General features: G+C 65.0%; 22 protein-coding genes and 1 other RNA gene. 15 read left to right on the forward strand and 8 right to left on the reverse strand.

Going from position 1 to position 20,633, the window contains the following annotated elements:
- The 7 genes from A3AS_RS45615 to dapE form a co-directional block, all read left to right on the forward strand.
- The coding region (locus tag A3AS_RS45615) for an ISAs1 family transposase (protein ID WP_157644397.1) at window positions 1-296 on the forward strand (296 nt) is incomplete at its 5' end.
- 234 nt (window positions 297-530) lie between these two features.
- Window positions 531-1,418: an acetylglutamate kinase gene (gene argB, locus A3AS_RS0127630; protein WP_018320775.1), complete on the forward strand. Its 888-nt coding sequence runs from the start codon at window positions 531-533 to the stop codon at window positions 1,416-1,418.
- Window positions 1,419-1,573: 155 nt separating this feature from the next.
- A complete protein-coding gene (locus A3AS_RS0127635; RefSeq protein ID WP_026202421.1) occupies window positions 1,574-2,560 on the forward strand; it encodes a DUF1036 domain-containing protein in 987 nt (328 codons plus the stop codon).
- Window positions 2,561-2,777: 217 nt separating this feature from the next.
- On the forward strand, window positions 2,778-3,470 hold the full coding sequence (locus A3AS_RS0127640; protein ID WP_018320777.1) for a pyrimidine 5'-nucleotidase: 693 nt from the start codon (window positions 2,778-2,780) through the stop codon (window positions 3,468-3,470).
- Between the two features lie 128 nt (window positions 3,471-3,598).
- Entirely contained in the window at window positions 3,599-4,444 is an 846-nt protein-coding gene (gene dapD, locus A3AS_RS0127645; RefSeq protein ID WP_018320778.1) for a 2,3,4,5-tetrahydropyridine-2,6-dicarboxylate N-succinyltransferase, read from the forward strand.
- Window positions 4,445-4,572: 128 nt separating this feature from the next.
- Complete coding sequence (locus A3AS_RS0127650; protein ID WP_018320779.1) at window positions 4,573-5,331, forward strand: DUF805 domain-containing protein; 759 nt, start codon at window positions 4,573-4,575, stop codon at window positions 5,329-5,331.
- Window positions 5,328-6,494: a succinyl-diaminopimelate desuccinylase gene (gene dapE / locus A3AS_RS0127655; protein WP_018320780.1), complete on the forward strand. Its 1,167-nt coding sequence runs from the start codon at window positions 5,328-5,330 to the stop codon at window positions 6,492-6,494. The genes A3AS_RS0127650 and dapE overlap by 4 nt, the downstream gene beginning before the upstream one ends.
- Before the next feature lie 176 nt (window positions 6,495-6,670).
- On the opposite strand, the gene truA is transcribed toward dapE, so the two are convergent.
- The 3 genes from truA to def all read right to left on the reverse strand — a co-directional run bounded on the left by truA (window position 6,671) and on the right by def (window position 9,076).
- Window positions 6,671-7,408, reverse strand: coding sequence for a tRNA pseudouridine(38-40) synthase TruA (truA, locus tag A3AS_RS0127660; protein WP_018320781.1), 738 nt, complete (start codon window positions 7,406-7,408; stop codon window positions 6,671-6,673).
- A gap of 6 nt (window positions 7,409-7,414) precedes the next feature.
- Window positions 7,415-8,350 (reverse strand): methionyl-tRNA formyltransferase, encoded by a 936-nt coding sequence (fmt, locus tag A3AS_RS0127665; protein ID WP_018320782.1) that lies wholly within the window; start codon window positions 8,348-8,350, stop codon window positions 7,415-7,417.
- A 201-nt stretch (window positions 8,351-8,551) separates the two neighbouring features.
- Window positions 8,552-9,076 (reverse strand): peptide deformylase, encoded by a 525-nt coding sequence (gene def / locus A3AS_RS0127670; RefSeq protein WP_018320783.1) that lies wholly within the window; start codon window positions 9,074-9,076, stop codon window positions 8,552-8,554.
- A 170-nt stretch (window positions 9,077-9,246) separates the two neighbouring features.
- Between def and A3AS_RS0127675 the strand changes: the two genes are divergently transcribed.
- The 3 genes from A3AS_RS0127675 (at window position 9,247) to A3AS_RS0127685 (ending at window position 12,285) form a co-directional block, all read left to right on the forward strand.
- Complete coding sequence (locus A3AS_RS0127675; protein ID WP_018320784.1) at window positions 9,247-10,443, forward strand: DNA recombination protein RmuC; 1,197 nt, start codon at window positions 9,247-9,249, stop codon at window positions 10,441-10,443.
- A gap of 88 nt (window positions 10,444-10,531) precedes the next feature.
- Window positions 10,532-10,834: a GIY-YIG nuclease family protein gene (locus A3AS_RS0127680; RefSeq protein WP_018320785.1), complete on the forward strand. Its 303-nt coding sequence runs from the start codon at window positions 10,532-10,534 to the stop codon at window positions 10,832-10,834.
- Window positions 10,835-10,920: 86 nt separating this feature from the next.
- On the forward strand, window positions 10,921-12,285 hold the full coding sequence (locus A3AS_RS0127685) for an MFS transporter (RefSeq protein ID WP_018320786.1): 1,365 nt from the start codon (window positions 10,921-10,923) through the stop codon (window positions 12,283-12,285).
- Between the two features lie 150 nt (window positions 12,286-12,435).
- Here the strand turns inward: A3AS_RS0127685 and A3AS_RS0127690 are convergent, their stop codons facing one another.
- The 5 genes from A3AS_RS0127690 to ffs form a co-directional block, all read right to left on the reverse strand.
- Complete coding sequence (locus tag A3AS_RS0127690) at window positions 12,436-12,873, reverse strand: hypothetical protein (protein ID WP_018320787.1); 438 nt, start codon at window positions 12,871-12,873, stop codon at window positions 12,436-12,438.
- A gap of 27 nt (window positions 12,874-12,900) precedes the next feature.
- Window positions 12,901-13,503: a recombination mediator RecR gene (gene recR, locus A3AS_RS0127695; RefSeq protein ID WP_018320788.1), complete on the reverse strand. Its 603-nt coding sequence runs from the start codon at window positions 13,501-13,503 to the stop codon at window positions 12,901-12,903.
- Between the two features lies 1 nt (window position 13,504).
- Complete coding sequence (locus tag A3AS_RS0127700; RefSeq protein ID WP_018320789.1) at window positions 13,505-13,825, reverse strand: YbaB/EbfC family nucleoid-associated protein; 321 nt, start codon at window positions 13,823-13,825, stop codon at window positions 13,505-13,507.
- Between the two features lie 28 nt (window positions 13,826-13,853).
- Complete coding sequence (locus A3AS_RS0127705) at window positions 13,854-15,668, reverse strand: DNA polymerase III subunit gamma/tau (protein WP_018320790.1); 1,815 nt, start codon at window positions 15,666-15,668, stop codon at window positions 13,854-13,856.
- A gap of 97 nt (window positions 15,669-15,765) precedes the next feature.
- Window positions 15,766-15,862: signal recognition particle sRNA small type (gene ffs / locus A3AS_RS44645), an RNA gene on the reverse strand.
- A gap of 182 nt (window positions 15,863-16,044) precedes the next feature.
- Between ffs and A3AS_RS0127710 the strand changes: the two genes are divergently transcribed.
- The 5 genes from A3AS_RS0127710 (at window position 16,045) to A3AS_RS0127730 (ending at window position 20,468) form a co-directional block, all read left to right on the forward strand.
- Window positions 16,045-16,890 carry a transporter substrate-binding domain-containing protein gene (locus A3AS_RS0127710; RefSeq protein ID WP_018320791.1) on the forward strand — a complete coding sequence of 282 codons (846 nt, stop codon included), beginning with the start codon at window positions 16,045-16,047 and terminating at the stop codon, window positions 16,888-16,890.
- Window positions 16,891-17,135: 245 nt separating this feature from the next.
- Window positions 17,136-17,798 carry an amino acid ABC transporter permease gene (locus A3AS_RS0127715; RefSeq protein ID WP_018320792.1) on the forward strand — a complete coding sequence of 221 codons (663 nt, stop codon included), beginning with the start codon at window positions 17,136-17,138 and terminating at the stop codon, window positions 17,796-17,798.
- Window positions 17,795-18,589 (forward strand): amino acid ABC transporter ATP-binding protein, encoded by a 795-nt coding sequence (locus A3AS_RS0127720; RefSeq protein ID WP_018320793.1) that lies wholly within the window; start codon window positions 17,795-17,797, stop codon window positions 18,587-18,589. Before A3AS_RS0127715 ends, A3AS_RS0127720 begins: the two co-directional genes overlap by 4 nt.
- Window positions 18,589-19,344, forward strand: a complete 756-nt coding sequence (locus A3AS_RS0127725; protein WP_018320794.1) for an SDR family NAD(P)-dependent oxidoreductase — start codon at window positions 18,589-18,591, stop codon at window positions 19,342-19,344. Before A3AS_RS0127720 ends, A3AS_RS0127725 begins: the two co-directional genes overlap by 1 nt.
- Window positions 19,341-20,468 carry a muconate cycloisomerase family protein gene (locus tag A3AS_RS0127730; protein ID WP_018320795.1) on the forward strand — a complete coding sequence of 376 codons (1,128 nt, stop codon included), beginning with the start codon at window positions 19,341-19,343 and terminating at the stop codon, window positions 20,466-20,468. Before A3AS_RS0127725 ends, A3AS_RS0127730 begins: the two co-directional genes overlap by 4 nt.
- Window positions 20,469-20,633: the final 165 nt, after the last annotated feature.

The following is a 20,633-nucleotide window of genomic DNA, read 5'->3' on the forward strand; positions in this document are numbered from 1 at the left end:
CGCCCGTCGTGCGGTACTATCTGCTGTCCAAATACATCTCCCCCAAGAGGTTGCTCCACGTCACCCGCAGCCATTGGGGCATCGAGAATCAGCTCCATTGGGTTCTCGACGTCCATTTCGCTGAGGATGGCAACCGCTCGCGCTGTGACCACGCCCCCGAGAATCTCGCCATTCTGCGCAGGCTCGCCCTCAATGTTCTGCGAACCCACCCGGATCGCGCTTCCCTCCGGCGTAAAATCAAGCGCGCTGGCTGGGACAACGCATTCCTCTTGGCCACCCTCAGCCATATGCGATAGCCCTGCCTGGAGGGGGAGGGTCGCTAGGCATGCAGCGAAGCGAAATGCGTAGCGGGGTGGAGTGACAGTCTCTCCATTGAAATAGTGCCCGTGTGGAGAGATCACCCCCGCTCGCGCTACGCGCGATCGACCCTCCCCTCCAGGGGAGGGTAAGAGCGAACACCACACTTTGCGCCACGCCCGCCAATCGGATAGAACGCAGGCCGCTCCAGTCCCGCCAGCGAGATCCGCGACATGACCGACATCTCCCCGCTCGACCAGGCCCGCATCCTGTCGGAAGCGCTGCCGCATATGCAGCAGTATGACGAGGAAACCATCGTCATCAAATATGGCGGCCATGCCATGGGCGACGAGGAGACCGCGAAGAATTTTGCCCGCGACATCGTGCTGCTGGAGCAGACCGCGATCAATCCGGTGGTGGTGCATGGCGGCGGGCCGCAGATCGCGACCATGCTCAAGCGCCTCGGCATCGTCTCGGAATTCGCCGCCGGCCTGCGCATCACCGATGCGGCGACCATCGAGATCGTCGAGATGGTGCTCGCCGGTTCCGTCAACAAGCAGATCGTCGGCTACATCAACGAGGCCGGCGGCAAGGCCGTGGGGCTGTCCGGCAAGGACGGCAACATGGTGAAGGCGTCGAAGACGACGCGCACCATCATCGATCCGGGCTCGAACATCGAGAAGGCAATCGATCTCGGCTTCGTCGGCGACCCCGAGAAGGTCGACCTCACGCTGCTCAACCAGCTGATCGGCTACGAGCTGATCCCGGTGCTGGCGCCGCTCGCAACCTCGAAGGAAGGCCAGACGCTGAACATCAACGCCGACACTTTTGCCGGTGCGGTTGCCGGCGCGCTGAAGGCCAAGCGGCTGTTGCTGCTCACCGACGTGCCCGGCGTGCTCGACAAGTCGAAGAAGCTGATCCCGCAATTGTCGGTCAAGGACGCGCGAAAGCTGATCGCCGACGGCACCATTTCCGGCGGCATGATCCCGAAGGTCGAGACCTGCATCTATGCGCTCGAGCAGGGCGTCGAGGGCGTCGTCATCATCGACGGCAAGATGCAGCACGCCGTGCTGCTCGAGCTCTTCACCAACCAGGGCACGGGAACACTGATCCACAAGTGAGAGACGAGCGGACAAAGAAAACCGTCATGGCCGGGCTTGTCCCGGCCATCCACGATCTTTCGATCCGCGCCAAGAACGTGGATGGCCGGGACAAGCCCGGCCGTGACGAGCGGAGAGAGCGGAGAAATCGCCGCTCGCCCCTGACCCGCTTCCTGATGGCGTTGCCGGCGGCGGCCGTCTCGTTCCTGTTCTCCTCGGTGCCGGCCTTCGCCGATCTGAAGATCTGCAACCGCATGTCCTACGTCGTCGAGGCAGCGATCGGCATCGACGACAAGGCGGCGACCGCGACGCGCGGCTGGTTCAGGGTCGATCCCGCCACCTGCCGCGTGGTCGTGCAGGGCACGCTGACCGCCGACCGCATCCTGCTCAACGCCCGCGCGCTCGGTGTCTATGGCGCCTCGCCGATTCCACAGAACGGCAGCGACATGCTCTGTGTCGCGCAGGACAATTTCGTCATTGCTGCGGCCCGGCAATGCCGCAGCGGCCAGACCCAGGCCGCGTTTACGCAAGTCACCCCGACGCAAAGCGCGGACGGCAACCTCATTGCCTATCTCGCCGAGGATTCCGAATATGACGACGAGCAGGCCCGCCTCGCCGGCATCCAGCGGCTTTTGGTCATTGCGGGCTACGATGCCGCGCCGATCGACGGCGTCGACGGGCCGAAGACGCAGGCAGCCCTGGCCGCGTTCCTGAAGAGCCGCGGATTGTCCTCGGACATCGTGGGCTCGCAAAACTTCTTCAAGACCATGGTCGATGCGGTGCAGACGCCGTCCGCGACCGGCCTCACCTGGTGCAACGATACGCCGCACAAGGTGATGGCGGCGATCGCGACCGACGACGGCAAGTCCGTGACCAGTCGCGGCTGGTATCGCATTGATCCCAAGACATGCCTGCATCCTGACGTGTCCGGTCAGCCGAAGCAGATCTTCAGCTTCGCGGAGGCCGTCGACGCCGACAACCGCGCCGTCAAGCTGAAGGACCGGCCGCTGAACTGGGGCGGCGACAGGCAGCTCTGCACACGCGAGACCAAGTTCGAGACCGTTGAGCAGACCGATTGCGGCGCGCGCGGTTTCGGGGCGACGGGATTTGGCGCGGTGGACATGTCGAGCGGCGGCAAGACGCTCCGCTTTGCGGTGCCGTGATGGTGTTGCTGTGATGGTGGCGGCGCCACAAACTCCGCTGTCGTCCCTGCGAATGCAGGGACCCATAACCACAGGGAGTGGTTGTGGCGCGAGCTGCCAACTACGCGTCTTCGCCAAACTCCTCCCCGTGGCTATGGGTCCCGGATCTTCGCTGCGCTCGTCCGGGACGACAGCGGAGGGTAGAGCTGCGCTCGAGCCTAACGGATAGAGAGTTGCGATGAACCAACCCCGCACCTTTGCCCATGTCGACACCTGGGTATTCGACCTCGACAACACGCTGTATCCGCATCACGTCAATCTGTGGCAGCAGGTCGATGTGCGGATCACCGAGTTCGTGTCGAGCTGGCTGCAGGTGACGCCGACGGAAGCGCGAAAACTGCAGAAGGATTATTACCTGCGTTTCGGCACCACGATGCGCGGCATGATGACCCTGCATGGCGTGTCCGCCGACGACTATCTCGCCTACGTCCACAAGATCGACCATTCGCCACTGGAGCCGAACCCTGCGCTCGGCGAGGCCATCGCAAAATTAACGGGGCGCAAGCTGATCCTGACCAATGGCTCGGTCGACCATGTCGATGCGGTGCTGGCGCGTCTCGGCCTGGCAACGCATTTCGACGGCGTGTTCGACATCATCGCCGCCCAGTTCGAGCCGAAGCCGGCGGCGCAGACCTATCAGAAATTCCTCGCCGACCACGCGGTCGATCCGACCCGCGCCGCCATGTTCGAGGACCTCGCCCGCAACCTCACCGTACCGCACCAGCTCGGCATGACCACCGTGCTGGTGGTGCCGGACGGAACGAAGGAGGTGGTGCGGGAGGATTGGGAACTGGAAGGCCGGGATGCTGCCCATGTCGACCACGTCACGGATGATCTGACGGGGTTTTTAGCGGGGTTGTCGTCCAAATAACCGCTGTCGTCCCGGGCTCGCTTCGCGCCCCGGGACGAAGGCGGAGTATGCCTTGACTCTCCCCCGCCAAATCCCGAAAAAGCGCTCCAATTCACACGAAACCACGCCTTCCCCCAGAGGAAATCCCGATGTCTCTTGCAGCCCTCGAATCCACCATCAACAGTGCCTTCGACGCGCGTGACGGCATCTCGACGTCGACCAGGGGCGAGGTGCGCGAAGCCGTGGACCAGGCGCTGGAGACCCTGGACAGGGGTGAGGCACGCGTTGCCGAGCGCGGGGCCGACGGCAAGTGGAAGGTCAATCAATGGCTGAAGAAGGCGGTGCTGCTGTCGTTCCGCCTCAACGACATGGACGTCATTCCCGGCGGCCCCGGCCAGGCGAGCTGGTGGGACAAGGTGCCCTCGAAGTTCGAAGGTTGGGGCCCGAACCGCTTTCGCGACGCCGGTTTTCGCGCGGTGCCTGGCGCCGTCGTCCGCCGCTCGGCCTTCATCGCCAAGAACGTCGTGCTGATGCCGTCCTTCGTCAATCTCGGCGCCTATGTCGATGAGAGCACCATGGTCGACACCTGGGCCACGGTCGGCTCCTGCGCCCAGATCGGCAAGCGCGTGCACATCTCCGGCGGCGCCGGCATCGGCGGCGTGCTCGAGCCGCTCCAGGCCGAGCCCGTGATCATCGAGGACGATTGCTTCATCGGCGCGCGCTCCGAGGTCGCCGAGGGCGTGATCGTGCGCAAGGGCGCGGTGCTGGCGATGGGCGTGTTCCTGGGCGCCTCGACCAAGATCGTGGACCGCGAGACCGGCGAGGTCTTCATCGGCGAAGTGCCCGAATATTCGGTGGTGGTGCCCGGCGCGCTGCCCGGCAAGCCGATGAAGAACGGCCAGATCGGACCGAGCACCGCCTGCGCCGTCATCGTCAAGCGCGTCGACGAGCGCACGCGCTCCAAGACCAGCATCAACGAGCTGCTGCGGGATTGAGCTAGAGCGACGATCCCAGACCCATCCCCGTCACCCTGAGGTGGCCGCTCCTTCAGCGGCCCTCGAAGGGCGACGGCACGGCTGGCGGCGACATCGCGGGCCGTTCATCCTTCGAGGCTCCCGGCGCGATGCTTTGCATCGCGCCACTCGCACCTCAGGATGACGGGTTCGAACCCCCTCTCCCTCCATCGCGACCAATCTTCGGGCGGCTCCTCCCGCCCGGAGCCGTTCGCATGGACTGGACCTGGTATCTGTTCCGCTTCGACGGTCGCATCAACCGCGCGCTGCTGTGGCAGGCGCTGCTGATCGTCGCGCTGCTGGCGGGCTTGCTGGAGATTGCCGGTCAAGTCATCGGAATCGTCGGAGGGACGAGGTCCACCCTAAAGCTCGGAATTGAGCTCGATTTCGACTTCGGACTCGACGGCCTCTTCAAGCTTATCGACCCCCGCGTCTCCCACGCGCTGGCATCAGCTGATCTCGCGGGCTCGATCCTCAAGGCGTCCGGCATGGCGCTGTTCTTCTGGATCTATCTCGCGACGGCGATCAAGCGACTCCATGACCGCGACAAGAGCGGCTGGTGGATCGTTCCGTTCTTCTTCCTGCCAGGCCTGTTCAGCCAGTTCGCCGACCTGCTGCCCAAATCAAGCTGGATATTTTCGCTCAACCTGACTGCCGCACTGCTATGGCTGTGGGGCCTCGTCGAAATGTTCTGCCGGTCCGGCACTGCGGGCCACAACCGCTTCGGCCCCGATCCGCTCGGCGACTTTGACGATGGCTCCGCATCCGCCGTTCCCCCTGCGAAAAGCTGGGACCAGAGCCGCGAGATCGAAATAGTCCCGCCCCGCGCTAGCCCACCCGGCGGCATGCATGTTAAGCGGGGCGCATGACCGATGCTCTGTCCATTGCCCGCGATCTGATCCGCTGCCCCTCGGTAACCCCTGAAGATGCCGGTGCGCTCGGGGTGCTCGAAAAAGCCCTCACCGCCGCCGGCTTCACTTGCCACCGCGTGACCTTCAGCGAGGAAGGCACTGCCGACGTCGACAATCTCTATGCGCGGATCGGCACTGAAGGCCCGCACATCACCTTTGCCGGCCACACCGACGTGGTACCAGCAGGTGACGAGAGCGCCTGGAGCGTCGGTGCGTTCTCCGGTGAGGTAAGGGACGGCGTCCTGCACGGCCGCGGCGCGGTCGACATGAAGGGCGGCATCGCCTGCTCGGTCGCCGCGGTGCTGGAGCATCTCGCCGCCAACGGCGGCCAGCCGCGCAGCGACGGAAAGGGCTCGATCTCGTTCCTGATTACGGGCGACGAGGAAGACGTCTCCATCAACGGCACCATCAAGCTGTTGAAATGGACGGCCGAGCGCGGCGAAAAATTCGACCATTGCGTGCTGGGCGAGCCCTCCAATGTCGAGACGCTCGGCGACACCATCAAGGTCGGCCGCCGCGGCTCGCAATCCGGCACGCTGTACGTGGATGGCGTGCAGGGCCATGTCGCCTATCCGCACCGCGCCTCCAATCCGGTGCCTGACATCGCCAGGCTGATCGTGGCGATCTCCGACGAGCCGCTCGACCATGGCAGCGCGCAATTCCAGGCATCCAATCTCGAGTTCACCTCGGTCGACGTCGGCAACAAAGCCAACAACGTGATCCCCGGCGAGGCCCGCGCCAAGTTCAATATCCGCTACAACGACAACCACACCCAGGCCTCCTTGCGCGAGCTGGTCGAGACGCGGCTGACAAAAGCCTGCGGCAACCGCATCAAGGCCCGCATCGTCTGGGAGCCCTCGAACTCCAACGTGTTCGTCACCAAGCCCGGCCCGTTCACCGATCTCGCGGTGTCCGCGATCGAGGAGGTGACGAGGCGGAAGCCCGAGCTGTCGACGTCAGGCGGCACGTCGGACGCGCGCTTCATCTCGAGCTATTGCCCGGTGATCGAATTCGGGCTGGTCGGCCAGACCATGCATCAGGTCGATGAGCGGGTGCCGGTTAAGGATCTGGAGAAGCTGACGCAGGTCTATCGCGGGATTTTGACGCGGTATTTTGCTTAATACTCCGCTGTCATCGCCCGGCCAGTGCGCAATTGCGCACTAGGACCGGGCGATCCAGTATTCCAGAGACGATAGTGATCGAACCGAAAGGCCGCGGCGTACTGGATGCCCCGGTCAAGCCGGGGCATGACAGCGAGGGTGTGGAGAGAGCGCGCAGTCTCTGCGCTCTCACACCTCTAATAATCCACCTTCATCAGATACAGCCCATCCGGCGGGGCGACGATGCCGCAGGCGGCGCGGTTGCGCGCCTCCAGCGCTGCGGAGAGATCGTCGGCGGTCCAGCGGCCCTCGCCGACCCAGACCAGCGAGCCCACCATCGAGCGCACCTGGCTGTGCAGGAACGAGCGCGCCGAGGTGACAATGGTGATGTCGCGGCCGTCACGCAGCACGTCGAGCTGGTCGAGCGTCTTCTCCGGCGATTTGGCCTGGCACTCGGTGTCGCGGAACGTGGTGAAATCGTGCTTGCCGAGCAGGCGCTGTGCCGCCGCATGCATCGCGTCGGCATCGAGCCGGCGCGGCACGCGCCAGGCGTGGCCGATGTCGAGCGCGAGATTGGCGCGGGTGTTGACGATGCGGTAGCGGTAGTGGCGCTTCACCGCCGAGAAGCGCGCCTCGAAGGTGTCAGGCACGATCTCCGTCTCCAGCACCGCGATCGGATGCGGGCGCAGATGCGCGTTGAGCCCGTCGCGAAACCGGCCCGGCGGAAACTGCTTGTCGATGTCGACATGCGCGACCTGGCCACGCGCGTGCACGCCGGCATCGGTGCGGCCGGCGCCGTGCACCCGCAAATCCGCGCCGGTCATCGCCTTCACGGCCGCCTCCAGCGCACCCTGCACCGAGGGCAGCGTGTCCTGCACCTGCCAGCCGAAGAACGGCGCGCCGTCATATTCGATGGTGAGCTTGTAGCGGGGCATCGCTGATTAGTTGAACCTCGCTCCCGCCTTCAACGGCACGCCGCGCAGGAAGTCCGCGGCCTGCATCCGGCCCTTACCTTCGCGCTGGAGCTCGATGATGCGGATGGCGCCCTCGCCGCAGGCGATGGTGAGCTTGTCATCGAGCACTTCGCCCGGCGCGCCCGACCCCTTTACCAATTCACACCGCAGGATCTTGACGCGCGCATTCTCGCTGACGCCGGCAAGCTCGGCCCAGGCGCCGGGAAACGGCGACAAGCCGTGGATGTGGCGCAGCACCGCGCGCGCCGGCCTGGTCCAGTCGATCCGCGCCTCGGCCTTGTCGATCTTGGCGGCGTAGGTGACGCCGTCCTCGCTCTGCTTCTTGAGCTGGAGCCCATCGCGGGCGAGCGCGGCCATCGCGCGCACCATGAGATCGGCGCCGAGGCGGGAGAGACGATCGTGCAAATCGAGTGCAGTCATGTTGTCAGTGATCGCGAGGCGCTCGGCCATGGCGACATCGCCGGTATCCAAACCGACATCCATCCTCATCACCATCACGCCGCTCTCGGCATCATCAGCCATGATCGCGCGGTTGATCGGCGCTGCGCCGCGCCAGCGCGGCAGCAGCGAGGCATGCAGATTGTAGCAGCCGAGCTTTGGCGCATCGAGGATCGCCTGCGGCAGGATCATGCCGTAGGCGACGACCACGGCGGCATCGGCATCGAGCGCGCTGAACTCGTCGAGCGCTTCCTGGGTCTTCAGCGTCTTCGGCGTCAGCACGGGAATGCCGAGCTTTCGCGCAGCCTCTTCGACCGGGGTTGGCTGCAATTGCAGGCCGCGCCGCCCGCCGGGCTTCGGCGCGCGGGTGTAGACGGCGACGATCTCGTGGCCATGCGCGACCAGCTCGAGCAGCGTCGGCACGGAGAAATCGGGCGTGCCCATGAAGATCAGGCGGAGGGGCATGACAAGGACTCGATGCGTTCCCTCCCCCTTGTGGGGGAGGGCTAGGGAGAGGGGTGCCACACGACGCGCTCTTTCGGGACAAGCGTTCGCGGCACGCACTCGATTCAGATGACGGATAGACTTCCGCCTGGGCTACCCCTCTCCCCCGCCCTCCCCCCTTGTGGGGGAGGGAGCGCAGGGGAATGCGGGCAGCACCAAAACTCACTCCGCGCGCTTGGCGGCTTTCTCGAACTTCTTCATGACGCGGTCGCGCTTGAGCTTCGACAGATAGTCGACGAACAGGACACCGTTGAGGTGGTCGATCTCGTGCTGGATGCAGGTGGCATAGAGGCCTTCGGCGTCCTCCTCGTGCAGCTTGCCGTCGAGATCGGTGAAGCGGACGCGCACCTTCGCAGGGCGCTCGACCTCCTCGTAATATTCGGGGATCGAGAGGCAGCCTTCCTCGTAAGTGGACAGCTCCTCGGACGAGGCGATGATCTCGGGATTGATGAAGACGCGCGGAAGCGGCGTGGTCTCGCCGTTCTCGTCGCGCTTGGCGAGGTCCATGGTGATCAGCCGCAGCGGCTGCGCGATCTGGATCGCGGCGAGGCCAATGCCGGGCGCGTCGTACATGGTCTCGAACATGTCGTCGGCAAGCTTGCGGATCTCCGAGGTGACCTTCTCGATCGGCTTGGAGACCAGACGCAGCTGCCTGTCGGGCAGGATGATGATTTCTCTGAGGGCCATGGCCGCGATTTAAGCCCCGCGCCGGGTGCGGTCAATGCGGCCGGGAACCCCGTTAACTCTCCGCTAACCATAAAACTTCGCTTTTCGTTACCCATGAAAATTAGGGGACCGTTAACCGTCAACGTTCCCTCTTCGTTCGCGGGAGCCAGCGAATCGGCTAGAACGGCGGCATGAACGAGATCATTTTCATGTTGGGCGACTGGCCGGTGCGCACGATCGATGCGCTGATCGGCTTCGGCGCGCTCGTCCTCATCCTCCTGGTGGTCATCGCCGTCGTGATCGCCCGCTCGGGCCGACGCGGCGCGGAACTCGCGATGGCGCATGCGATCCGGGCCGACGAGCTCGAGGAGCGCCTCAGCGAGGTGCTGCGCGCCCAGAGCGAATCCTCAGGGCGGGTCGACGCCATGACCCAGGCGCTGGCGGGACGCCAGGCCGAGATGGCACGCGCGGTCAACGAGCGGCTGGATTCGGTGACCCATCGCGTCGGCCAGTCGATGGAACATTCGACCCGCAACACCCTGGAGAGCCTCCGCGCACTGCACGAGCGGCTCGGCATCATCGACAGCGCCCACAAGAACCTCACCGATCTCACCACCCAGGTCACGACCCTGCGCGACGTGCTCGCCAACAAGCAGTCGCGCGGCGCCTTCGGCCAGGCGCGGATGGAGGCGATCGTCCAGGACGGTCTTCCAAAGGGCGCCTACGAGTTCCAGTTCACGCTCTCGACGGGAAAGCGGCCGGACTGCGTCGTGTTCCTGCCCGACCAGCGCCCGCTCTGCATCGACGCGAAATTTCCGCTGGAGGCGATGACGGCGCTGCACGACGCCCGCACCGACGAGGAGCGGCGCGTTGCCACGCAGCGGCTGCGCGGCGACGTGATGAAGCATGTCAGCGACATCGCGGAAAAATACCTCGTCACCGGCGAGACCCAGGAGATGGCGCTGATGTTCGTGCCGTCGGAATCGGTCTACGCCGAAATCCACGACGGTTTCGACGACGTGATCCAGAAGGCCTATCGCGCCCGCGTGGTGCTGGTGTCGCCCTCGCTCTTGATGCTCGCAATCCAGGTGATGCAGCAGATCATGAAGGACGCGCGCATGCGCGATGCCGCCGACCAGATTCAGACTGAAGTGATCAAGCTCGGCGACGATCTGGGACGCCTCAGGGATCGCGTGGTCAAATTGCAGAAACACTTTTCCGATGCGAACGAGGACGTCCGCCAGATCCTGATCTCCGCCGACAAGATCGAGAAGCGTGCCGGAAGGATTGAGGAGCTCGATTTCAGCAAGAGCGATGCGGAAGGGCCGCGGCTGGTGGCGACGGGCGCAAGTGAGCTGTTCCCGCGGAAGCTCCAGGCGGGGGAGTAATTCTCTTCTGAGATCAGGTACGCTGCCAGTCCAATTTCACTGTCGTCGCCCGGCTTGACCGGGCGACCCAGTATCCCAGAGACGGCAGATGAGCCCTCGCTGCTACTACGTGTACATTCTCGCCAGCAAGATTGGCGGAACGCTCTACATTGGCATCACCAACGACCTCATCCGCCGGGTCGCACAACACAAGCTGAAGCTCATCGAGAGCTTCACGAAAGACTACGGCGTCGTGAGGCTGGTCTACTTCGAGCAGTTCGATGACCCCGAGAATGCGATCAAGCGGGAAAAGCGCCTGAAGAAGTGGAAGCGTGATTGGAAGATCGCGCTGATCGAGAAGGACAATCCGGACTGGAACGATCTCTATCCGGAGATTGCAGGTCCTCCATAACTCCGGCCTCTGGAATACTGGGTCGCCCGGTCAAGCCGGGCGACGACACCTCACTTGTGGCCCCCAGAATCTGCTAACACCGTCCCATGACCGCTCCCGACGCGACCTCCCCCGCCGCGACCTCCGCCCCCGCCGCCTCCTGGCGCGACAGCCTTGCCGTTTACCTGCAGCCGCGGGTGCTGATCGTGCTGTTTCTCGGCTTCTCTTCCGGCCTGCCGCTGGCGTTGTCGGGCTCGACGCTGCTGGTGTGGATGCGCGAGGCCGGGGTTGACTTGAAGACGATCGGGCTGTTCGCGCTGGTCGGCACGCCCTACACGCTGAAATTCCTGTGGGCCCCGCTGGTGGATGCGCTGCACGTGCCGCTGTTCACCCGGGCGTTCGGGCGGCGGCGCGGCTGGCTGGTGTTTTCGCAACTACTGCTGATCGTCGCGATCCTGCTGCTGGCGATGACCGACCCGGCCAGCTCGCCGTTCTACGTCGCGCTGGGCGCGCTGCTGGTGGCGACGACGTCGTCGACGCAGGACATCGTGGTCGACGCCTTCCGCGTCGAGAGCCTGCCGGAGAGCGAGCAGGCCGCCGGCATGGCGGCTTACGTTGCGGCCTACCGCATCGGCATGCTGGTCTCGACCGCGGGCGCGCTGTTCATCGTCTCGGGCTTCGAAGGCACCGGCATAGCCCGCACCTCGGCGTGGATGTGGGGCTACGTGGTGATGGCCGCGATGGTGCTGATCGGCACGATCACCGCGCTGGCGGCGACCGAGCCGGCGCAATCCGCACAGGCGGAAGCTGCGACACAAACCGAGACCGCATTTGCACGTGTGTTGAGCGCAGCGATCGGCGCGTTCTCCGAATTCCTGTCGCGCAAGGACGCACTCGCCGCGCTCGCCTTCGTCGTGCTGTTCAAGTTCACCGATGCCTTCTCGGGCACGATGACGGCGCCGTTCGTGATCGACCTCGGCTTCACCCGCAACGATTATGCGGCGATCGTGAAGGGCGTCGGCCTCGCCGCCACCCTGATCGGCGGGTTTGCCGGCGGCTTCGTCGCGCGGCGTTATTCGCTCGCGACCAGCCTCTGGATCGGCGGCGTGGTGCAGGCGCTGGCCAATTTGTCCTTTGCCTGGCTCGCAATGGTCGGCACCAATCAATGGGCGCTGGCGCTCGCGATCTGCGCCGAGAACTTCACCAGCGCGATCGGCACCGTGATCTTCGTGGCCTACCTGTCGGCGCTCTGCCAGAACCCGCTGCACACGGCGACGCAATATGCGCTGCTCACCGCGCTCGCGGCGGTGGGGCGGACCTATCTGTCGTCGAGTGCGGGCTATGTCGCAGAGACGACGGGCTGGCCGCTGTTCTTCGTGATCTGCGTGCTGGTGGCGATCCCGAGCCTGCTGCTGCTCGCCTGGTTGCAGAAGCGCGGGCATTTTGAGGCGCTGGGGCCAGTCAGGGTGTGATGGTCTCGTAGTTTGAAGGTCTCGTAGTTTGAAGGTCTCGTAGGGTGGGCAAAGGCGCGACGCGCCGTGCCCACCATCGCGCCAGGAATTCGAAAGAGGTGGTGGGCACGCTTTGCTTTGCCCAACCTTCGGCATCTCGCCTCGCCGCCCCTACTGCTTCTTGATCAGGCTCCACTTCGTGATCACGGCTTCGCTCATCTGGCCGGGATCGCTGGCGCAGGCGACTTCGTCGACCTTGACCGAGATTTCCTTGCCGACGAACGTCTTCAGCTGCGCCGCTTGCGCATCGCCGCTCGGAACGAGCTGGAAGGTCTCGGGCCCGGTCTCGAGATTGCACAACCCGTTCGGCGGCGGCAGGCGGCGCGGCTCGGACGTGATCTGGTAGGTCGCAACCCGCTTGCCGGCATTCTTGACGTCGCGCACTTTCAAGGCGTTCAACTCGCCGGACAACACCTCGCCGGCGTTGATCGGCTTGCCGGGCTTGGACGGCGGCGGCGCTCCGTCGTCCTGCTGCGCGGAGATGGCCGGGCTCGCCAGCAGCATCATCGTCGCGACCAAAGCCAAGCGTGTGGCGAAAAGTTTCGTCATGTCGTCCGTTCCGTAAAGTCTGGATGGCTAGAACAGGGTACGCTGCCGCATCGCGGCCGATAGCGTACCTTCATCGAGATAATCAAGCTCGCCACCGACAGGCACACCATGGGCCAGCCGGGTTACTTTTACGTTGGCGTCCTGAAGCAGGTCGGTGATGTAGTGCGCCGTGGTCTGGCCGTCCACCGTCGCATTCAGCGCCAGGATGATTTCATGCACCCGAGAATCATGTGCGCGCGCGACCAGCGCGTCGATCGTCAGATCCTGCGGGCCGACGCCGTCGAGCGGCGACAATGTCGCGCCCAGCACATGATAGCGACCCTGGGTCGCATTGGCGCGCTCCAGCGCCCAGAGATCGGCGACGTCGGCGACGACGACGATGATGGCGTCATCGCGCTTCGGATCGGTGCAGACAGTGCAGGGATTTTGCGTATCGATGTTGCCGCAGGTCTTGCAGACCTGGACCTTGTCGAGCGCGACCTGCATGGCCGAGGCCAGCGGCATCATCAGCGCTTCGCGCTTCTTGATCAGATGCAGCGCCGCGCGCCGCGCCGAGCGCGGACCGAGGCCCGGCAGCCGCGCGAGAAGCTGCACCAGCCGCTCGATTTCAGGACCCGCAACCGCGCCCATCTTATTGGCCGAACAACCCCGGCGGCAGGCCGAGCCCGCCGGTCAGCGACTGCATCTTCTCCTGCATCGCGGTCTCCGCCTTGCGGCGGGCATCACTGAGCGCGGTCACGAGCAGATCTTCGAGCACTTCGCGCTCTTCCGGCTTCATCAGCGAGGGGTCGATCTTGATGCCCTTGACGTCCATCTTCGCGGTCATGCGCACCGCGACGAGGCCGCCGCCGGAAATGCCCTCGACTTCCACGTTGCCCAGCTGCTCCTGCATCTCCTGCATCTTGGATTGCAGCTGCGCCGCCTGCTTCATCATGCCGAGAAAATCAGCCATCGGTGCTCGTCCTTGGAAAAAGATGGGCTCAGAGATCGTCGCCGTCGGAACCGTCGGGCGGATCGTCACTGCCATAGTCAGCGTTTATATTGGCTTCCGGCGTCTCGGGGGCAAGCCTGCGGACCTCTACAACCTTCGCGCCGGGGAAACGCGACAGCACCTCCCGCACGCGCGGATCGGCCTCCGCGGTACGGGCATGCTCCTGCTTCGCCGCCTGGTTCACCGAGCGCAGCGTCGGCTGGCCCTGCTCGTTGGAGACGATCACCGTCCAGCGGCGGCCGGTCCACAGCTCGAATTTCCTCGCGAGCTCTGAGATCATGGTCTTGGAGGCGTTCGGCTCGAGCGCGACCTCCAGCCGGCCCTCCTCGAAACGGACGAGGCGCATGTCGCCTTCGAGCGCGCTCTTGGTCATGATGTCGCGCTTCTGCCCGGCCAGCGCGACGAGCTGGGTGAAACTCGTGATGCGCAACGCCGGCGCCGCGCCTTGCGGATCCGGCGCAGGTGCGGCCATCTGCGGCCGCGCACCACCACCGCCAAATGAAGGCGACGAGGTCGGCATGCGAACAGGCGCTGCGGAGGCCGTCGGCGCGGCCGGTACGCTGCGTGCAGCGCCGCCGCCGCTCGCGACCGGCGAGCCGCCGCCGTTCTGCTCCAGCATCCTGATCGCTTCGTCCGGCGTCGGCAGGTCGGCGACATAGGCGATGCGCACCAACACCATCTCGGCGGCCGCAGCCGGGCGCGTTGCGGCCTGCACCTCGGTGATGCCCTTGAGCAGCATCTGCCACATCCGCGACAGCACGCGCATCGAGATTTTCGAGGCGAACTCCTTGGCGCGAACCCGCTCGGTCTCGCCATAGGCGACGTTGTCGGCAATCGCCGGAATGACCTTCACGCGGGTGACGAAATTGACGAATTCGGCAAGGTCCGAGAGCACGACGATGGGATCGGCGCCGACGTCGTACTGGTCGCGGAACTCCTTGAAGGCGGCGGCGATATCGCCGCGCGCCAGCGAATCGAAGAGGTCGATGACGCGGGTGCGGTCGGCGAGCCCCAGCATCTGCCTGACCGCGTCGGCCTTCACCGTGCCTGCCGCATGGGCAATGGCTTGATCGAGCAGCGACAGCGAATCACGCACCGAGCCTTCGGCGGCGCGCGCGATGATGCCGAGCGCCTCCGGCTCGATCTCGACGCTTTCCTTCGCGGCGATATTGGCGAGGTGCTTCATCAGCACGTCGGCCTCGACGCGGCGCAGGTCGAAACGCTGGCAGCGCGACAGCACGGTGACGGGAACCTTGCGGATCTCGGTCGTCGCGAACACGAATTTGGCGTGCTCCGGCGGTTCCTCCAGCGTCTTCAGGAAGGCGTTGAACGCCGCCGTCGACAGCATGTGGACTTCGTCGATGATGTAGACCTTGTAGCGCGCGCTGGCCGGCGCGTAGCGCACGCTGTCATTGATCTGGCGGACGTCGTCAACGCCTGTGTGCGAGGCCGCGTCCATTTCCAGCACGTCCATGTGCCGGCTTTCCATGATCGCCTGGCAATGCACGCCCAGGGTCGGCATGTGGATGGTCGGGCCCTTCACCGAACCATCCGGCATCTCGTAGTTGAGTGCACGGGCCAGGATGCGCGCAGTGGTGGTCTTGCCGACGCCGCGGACGCCGGTGAGGATCCAGGCCTGCGGAATTCGCCCGGTCTCGAACGCATTGGAGACGGTGCGGACCACCGCTTCCTGGCCGATCAGATCGTCGAAACTGGAGGGACGGTATTTGCGCGCCAGCACCCGGTACGGCGCGTTGCCCGGGCCGGCGCTGTCGGGGTTGGGAGGGGCGCCAGCGTCGGTCATCGGTCGATCCGCAATGAAAAAATTCTCTTGGCCGGCTTTTGCGGAAAGGAGCGCGCTGGCGGCTGGTGCCGCCGGCGCTGATTCGCTCGAAAAACAGGTAGGAGACTGACGAGCGACCCGATCCGGACCTCGTTAGGGCTGCTTCCTTCCGGACCTGACCCGGTTGGCGAGTGGCTCGTCCACCGCCAATCTCCCGGTCCCTATTTGGGGCCAAAAGGGGCGGAAAGCAAGCGGCGATCGCCCTTGATCGACGGTGCCTGCCCAGCATCCGGGCAATTCCCGATCTGCCCAGCCGATAGGCTGTGCTTTCACTGAAAGTGCGACCTTGGTATGAACCTGCCGGAACCTGTCCCAACCAGAAAAGCGATTGATCCCAATGGTTACACGTCGTGATGTTGCATCGATTGTCGGACTTGGCGCGATGACCGCGGCCGTGCTGGCTTCGCCCGCTGTGGCCCAGACCGCCGATCCGAACGAATCGACCTTCGCCCGGATCCGCCGGACCAAGAAGATGCGGATCGGCGCGGTCGGCGGCGGCGCTCCCTATTACATGAAGGATCTCTCCAGCGGTCAGTGGAAGGGCTTCTACATCGACATCGCCAAGGGGCTCGCCGACGATATGGAGGCCGAGCTCGAGATCACCGAGACCACCTGGGGCAATTCGGTGCTCGATCTGCAGGCCAACAAGATCGACATCTTCTTCGGCCTCAACCCGACCCCGAAGCGCGCGCTGGTGGTCGACTTCTCGGTGCCGGTGTTCAACAACGCCTTCGCCATTCTCTGCAAGAAGGACTTCAAGCCGAAGAGCTGGGCCGAGCTGAACTCACCCGACATCAAGATCGCGGTCGACCAGGGCTCCTCGCACGATCAGGTCGTCAGCCGCCTGACACCGAAGGCGCAGATCACGCGGCTGAAGACCGCGGACGACGCCACCGCCGCGCTGCAGACCGGCCGCGTCGACGCGCAGTGCCTGATCACCATGCTGTCGTTGACCGTGCTGAAGAAAAACCCCTCGCTCGGCCAGCTCGTGCTGCCGACGCCGATCTTCGCCACGACGTCGAATGCCGGCTTCCGCCGCGAGACCGACAAGACCTGGCGCGACTACGTCAACACCTGGATCGACTTCAACAAGGGCCTCGGCTTCATCCGCAACGCGATCATCACCAACATGGAGCTGGTGGGCGTGACCGAAGCGGACATTCCGCCGGGCGTTTCGCTGTAACAACCGGTAAGGTTAGGCTGGCTATCTCCGCGCACTCCGCTCTGTCCCCTCTCCCGCTTGCGGGGGAGGGTTGGGGTGGGGGTCTCTCCACAAAGAGACTCCCCTAGAGGAGAGAGCCCCCACCCGCCGCGCTCTGGCGCGCAAGTGCGCTGCCGAGCGCGTCGACCTCCCCCGCAAGCGGGAGAGGTGCACCGAGAACGACGCGACACCGTTCCAAGCTTTTCGCCGGCTGAGTAAAAACACACATGTATCAGTGGGACTTTGGCATCCTCTGGAACTATCGCTGGCTCTTTCTCAACGGGCTTGGCGTCACCGTCGGCTTCACCGTGGTCATCGTCGTGTGCGGGCTGCTGTTCGGCCTGTTTGGGGCGTTCGGCACCCTGTCGCGCTTTAGGGCGTTGCGCCTGCTCGCCCTCACCTTCATCGAGGCGTTTCGCTGCACGCCGATCCTGGTGCAGCTGATCTGGTTCTATTACGCGCTGCCGATCCTCGCCGGCGTCGAGATGACGCCGATCACGGCCTCGGCGCTGGCGCTCTCGCTCTATGGCGGCTCGTTCTATTCGGAAATCATCCGCGGCGGCATCATCTCGATCGACCGCGGGCAGTCCGAAGCCGGCGCCGCGCTGGGCATGACGCCGATCCAGACCATGCGGCGCATCGTGCTGCCGCAGGCGATCAAGCGCATGATCCCGGCGCTGATGAACCAGTCGATCATCCAGTTCAAGAACACCTCGCTGGTCTCGGTGCTGGCAGTGCCCGACCTCGTCTATCAGAGCCAGGTCGCCGCCCATGACAGCTACCGGCCGCTGGAGACCTACACCGCGGTCGCGGTCGCCTATGCGGCGATCCTGATCCCGCTCACCATCCTCGTCCGCCGCGGCGAGAAGCGATTGGCGGTCAGCGAATGAGCGAGACGCAAAAGATCGAGATCCGCAGCCTGCGCAAGAGCTTTGGCAGCAACGAGGTTTTGAAGAACATCAATCTCGACGTCGCCAAGGGCGGCGTGGTCGCGCTGATCGGCCCGTCGGGCTCGGGCAAGTCGACGCTGCTCCGCTGCATCAATCTGCTGGTCGTGCCCGATGGCGGCAGCGTTCGTGTCGGCGACACGCGCTTTGCGTTCGGTGACGGTGCGAAGCTGCCCGACGTGAAGACGCTGGCAAAATTCCGCGCCACCACCGGCATGGTGTTCCAGCATTTCAATCTGTTCCCGCACATGACGACGCTTGAGAACGTGATGGAGGGACCGGTCACGGTGCGGCGCATGGCCAAGGCCGACGCCGAAAAGCTTGCGCGGACGCAGCTCGCCAAGGTGGGGCTTGCGGAGAAGGCCGACCAATATCCGGCGACGCTGTCCGGCGGACAGAAGCAGCGCGTCGCGATTGCGCGCGCGCTGGCGATGGAGCCTGACGTGATGCTGTTCGACGAGGCGACCTCCGCGCTTGATCCCGAACTGGTCGGTGAGGTGCTGAACGTGATCCAGCAACTGGCCTCCGAAGGCATGACCATGGTGATCGTGACCCACGAGATCGCTTTTGCCCGCGAGGTCGCCGACCGCCTCATCTTCATGCGCGATGGCGTCGTGGTCGAGGAAGGCCCCGCGCGGCAGGTCATCGACAACCCAAAGGAAGCCGCCACCCGCGCCTTCCTCAGCCATTTCCACCGCACCGGCGCATTGCCGCCGGCCACAACGGCATCGTGATGTCCGACATCAACCGCGTCTATCTCGTCACCGGTGCCGCCAGCGGCATCGGCCGTGCCACCGCCAAACTGCTCGCCGCGCCGGGCGTAGGGCTTCTGCTCCACACGCGATCGAACGCAGAGGGGCTTCAAGCCACCGCGGCGGACATTGAAGCGAAGGGCGCCGTGGCAGCAAGTTGCCTTGGCGATCTCGCCGAGGAGAGCGCGGCCACCGACGCCATCGCCGCTGCGAAAGCCGCCTTCGGCCGGCTCGACGGATTGATCCTGGTCGGCGGCCATGCCCGCCGCGGCAGCGCGATCGGCACGCCGGCGGATCAATTCCGGCAGGCGATGGATGAGTCAGCGCTGGCCTTCACGCGAATGGTCGAGGCGGCGCTCCCACTGCTGCGCGCAGGGCAAAATGCACGGATCGTCGCCGTGTCCTCCTTCGTCGCACATGCGATCCGGCCCGAATTCGCACCGTTCGCGGCAACGGCCGCGAGCCGTTCCGCGCTGGAAGCCTTGGTGCGACTGACCGCGATCGAGCTCGCCAGCGACGGCATCACCGTCAACGCGGTGTCGCCCGGCCTCATCGTCAAGGACAAGCCGAGCGAGAGCCGGCTGTTGCCCGAGCAGATCGCCGCGACCGAAGCGCTGATCCCGATGCGCCGCCGCGGGCGACCGGAAGAGGTCGCCGAGATCATCGCCTTCCTGGCATCCCCAAAAGCATCCTACGTCACCGGCCAGGTCTGGCACGTCAATGGAGGCCTGACATGAGCGAAGCAACCGTCGAACGTCTCAGGCTGTTCCTGATCGAGAGCCCGATCAAGATGGCGCGCCTGCAGGGCGTCGGCAACGTCATGGGCACGGTGAAGCGCGTGCTGATCGAGCTCACCGCGAGCGACGGCGTGGTCGGCTGGGGCGAGGCGGCGCCGTGGGAAGTGTTCACGGGAACGCCGGAAGCCGCGTTCGCCGCGCTCGATATCTACTTGCGTCCCATCGTCCTCGAAAAGCCGGTGCGCCGCATCCGCGCACTGATGGCCGAGCTCGATCGCGCGCTGGTCGGCCATGCCGAAGCCAAGGTCGCCATCGAGATGGCGCTGCTCGACATCGTCGGCAAATCGTCGGGGCTCTCGGTCGCCGACCTCCTCGGCGGCCCCGTGCGCGACACCATTCCCCTCTCCTTCTCCATCGCCGATCCGAATTTCGCCGCCGATCTCGAGCGCATGCGAAAAATGGTTCCGGACGGCAATGTCATCTACAAGGTCAAGACCGGCGTGAAGCCGCATCGCGAGGATCTCGACCATCTCGAAGCGATCCGAAAGGAGTTCGGCGACAAGGTCGATCTGCGCGTCGATTACAACCAGGCTCTCGCGCCGTTCGGCGCCATCAAGATTTTGCGCGACGTCGAAGAGTTCGCGCCGACCTTCATCGAGCAGCCGGTGCCGCGCAAATATCTCGACGTGATGGCCCAGCTCACCGCGGCGCTGGAAACGCCCGTGCTTGCCGACGAAAGCTGCTTCGACCGCCGCGACATGATGGAAGTGGTGCGCCGCGAGGCGGCCGACGCCGTTTCGATCAAGCTGATGAAGGCCGGCGGCCTGTTCGAGGCGCAGGCGATCATGGCCATCGCCGACATCGCCGGCCTGCCCGGCTATGGCGGCACGCTGTGGGAAGGCGGCATTGGCCTAGCCGCCGGCACGCAGCTGATTGCGGCGACGCCTGGCATTTCGCTCGGCTGCGAATTCTACATGCCCCATCATGTGCTGACCGAGGACGTGCTGGAGGAGCGCGTCGCCAACCGCGCCGGCCATGTCGTGGTGCCCGATGGTCCCGGCCTCGGCATTCGCGTCAGCGAGGCCTCGATCCGCGCCAATGCGCGGGTGCTGGCGGAGGTGTGAGCCTGCGGTCGCAGCTACAAACTCCGCTGTCGTCCCGGCGAACGCCAGGACCCGTACCGCGTGATCTAACGATGAACACAGGTCGTTGTACCGCGGAACGACGCTTCAAACGACGACCGTGTATGCAGCAAGAGCGGGACGCCATCCTTCCCCTTGCCAACTCCC

The organism is Bradyrhizobium sp. WSM2793, from assembly GCF_000379585.1.
Taxonomy (GTDB): domain Bacteria; phylum Pseudomonadota; class Alphaproteobacteria; order Rhizobiales; family Xanthobacteraceae; genus Bradyrhizobium.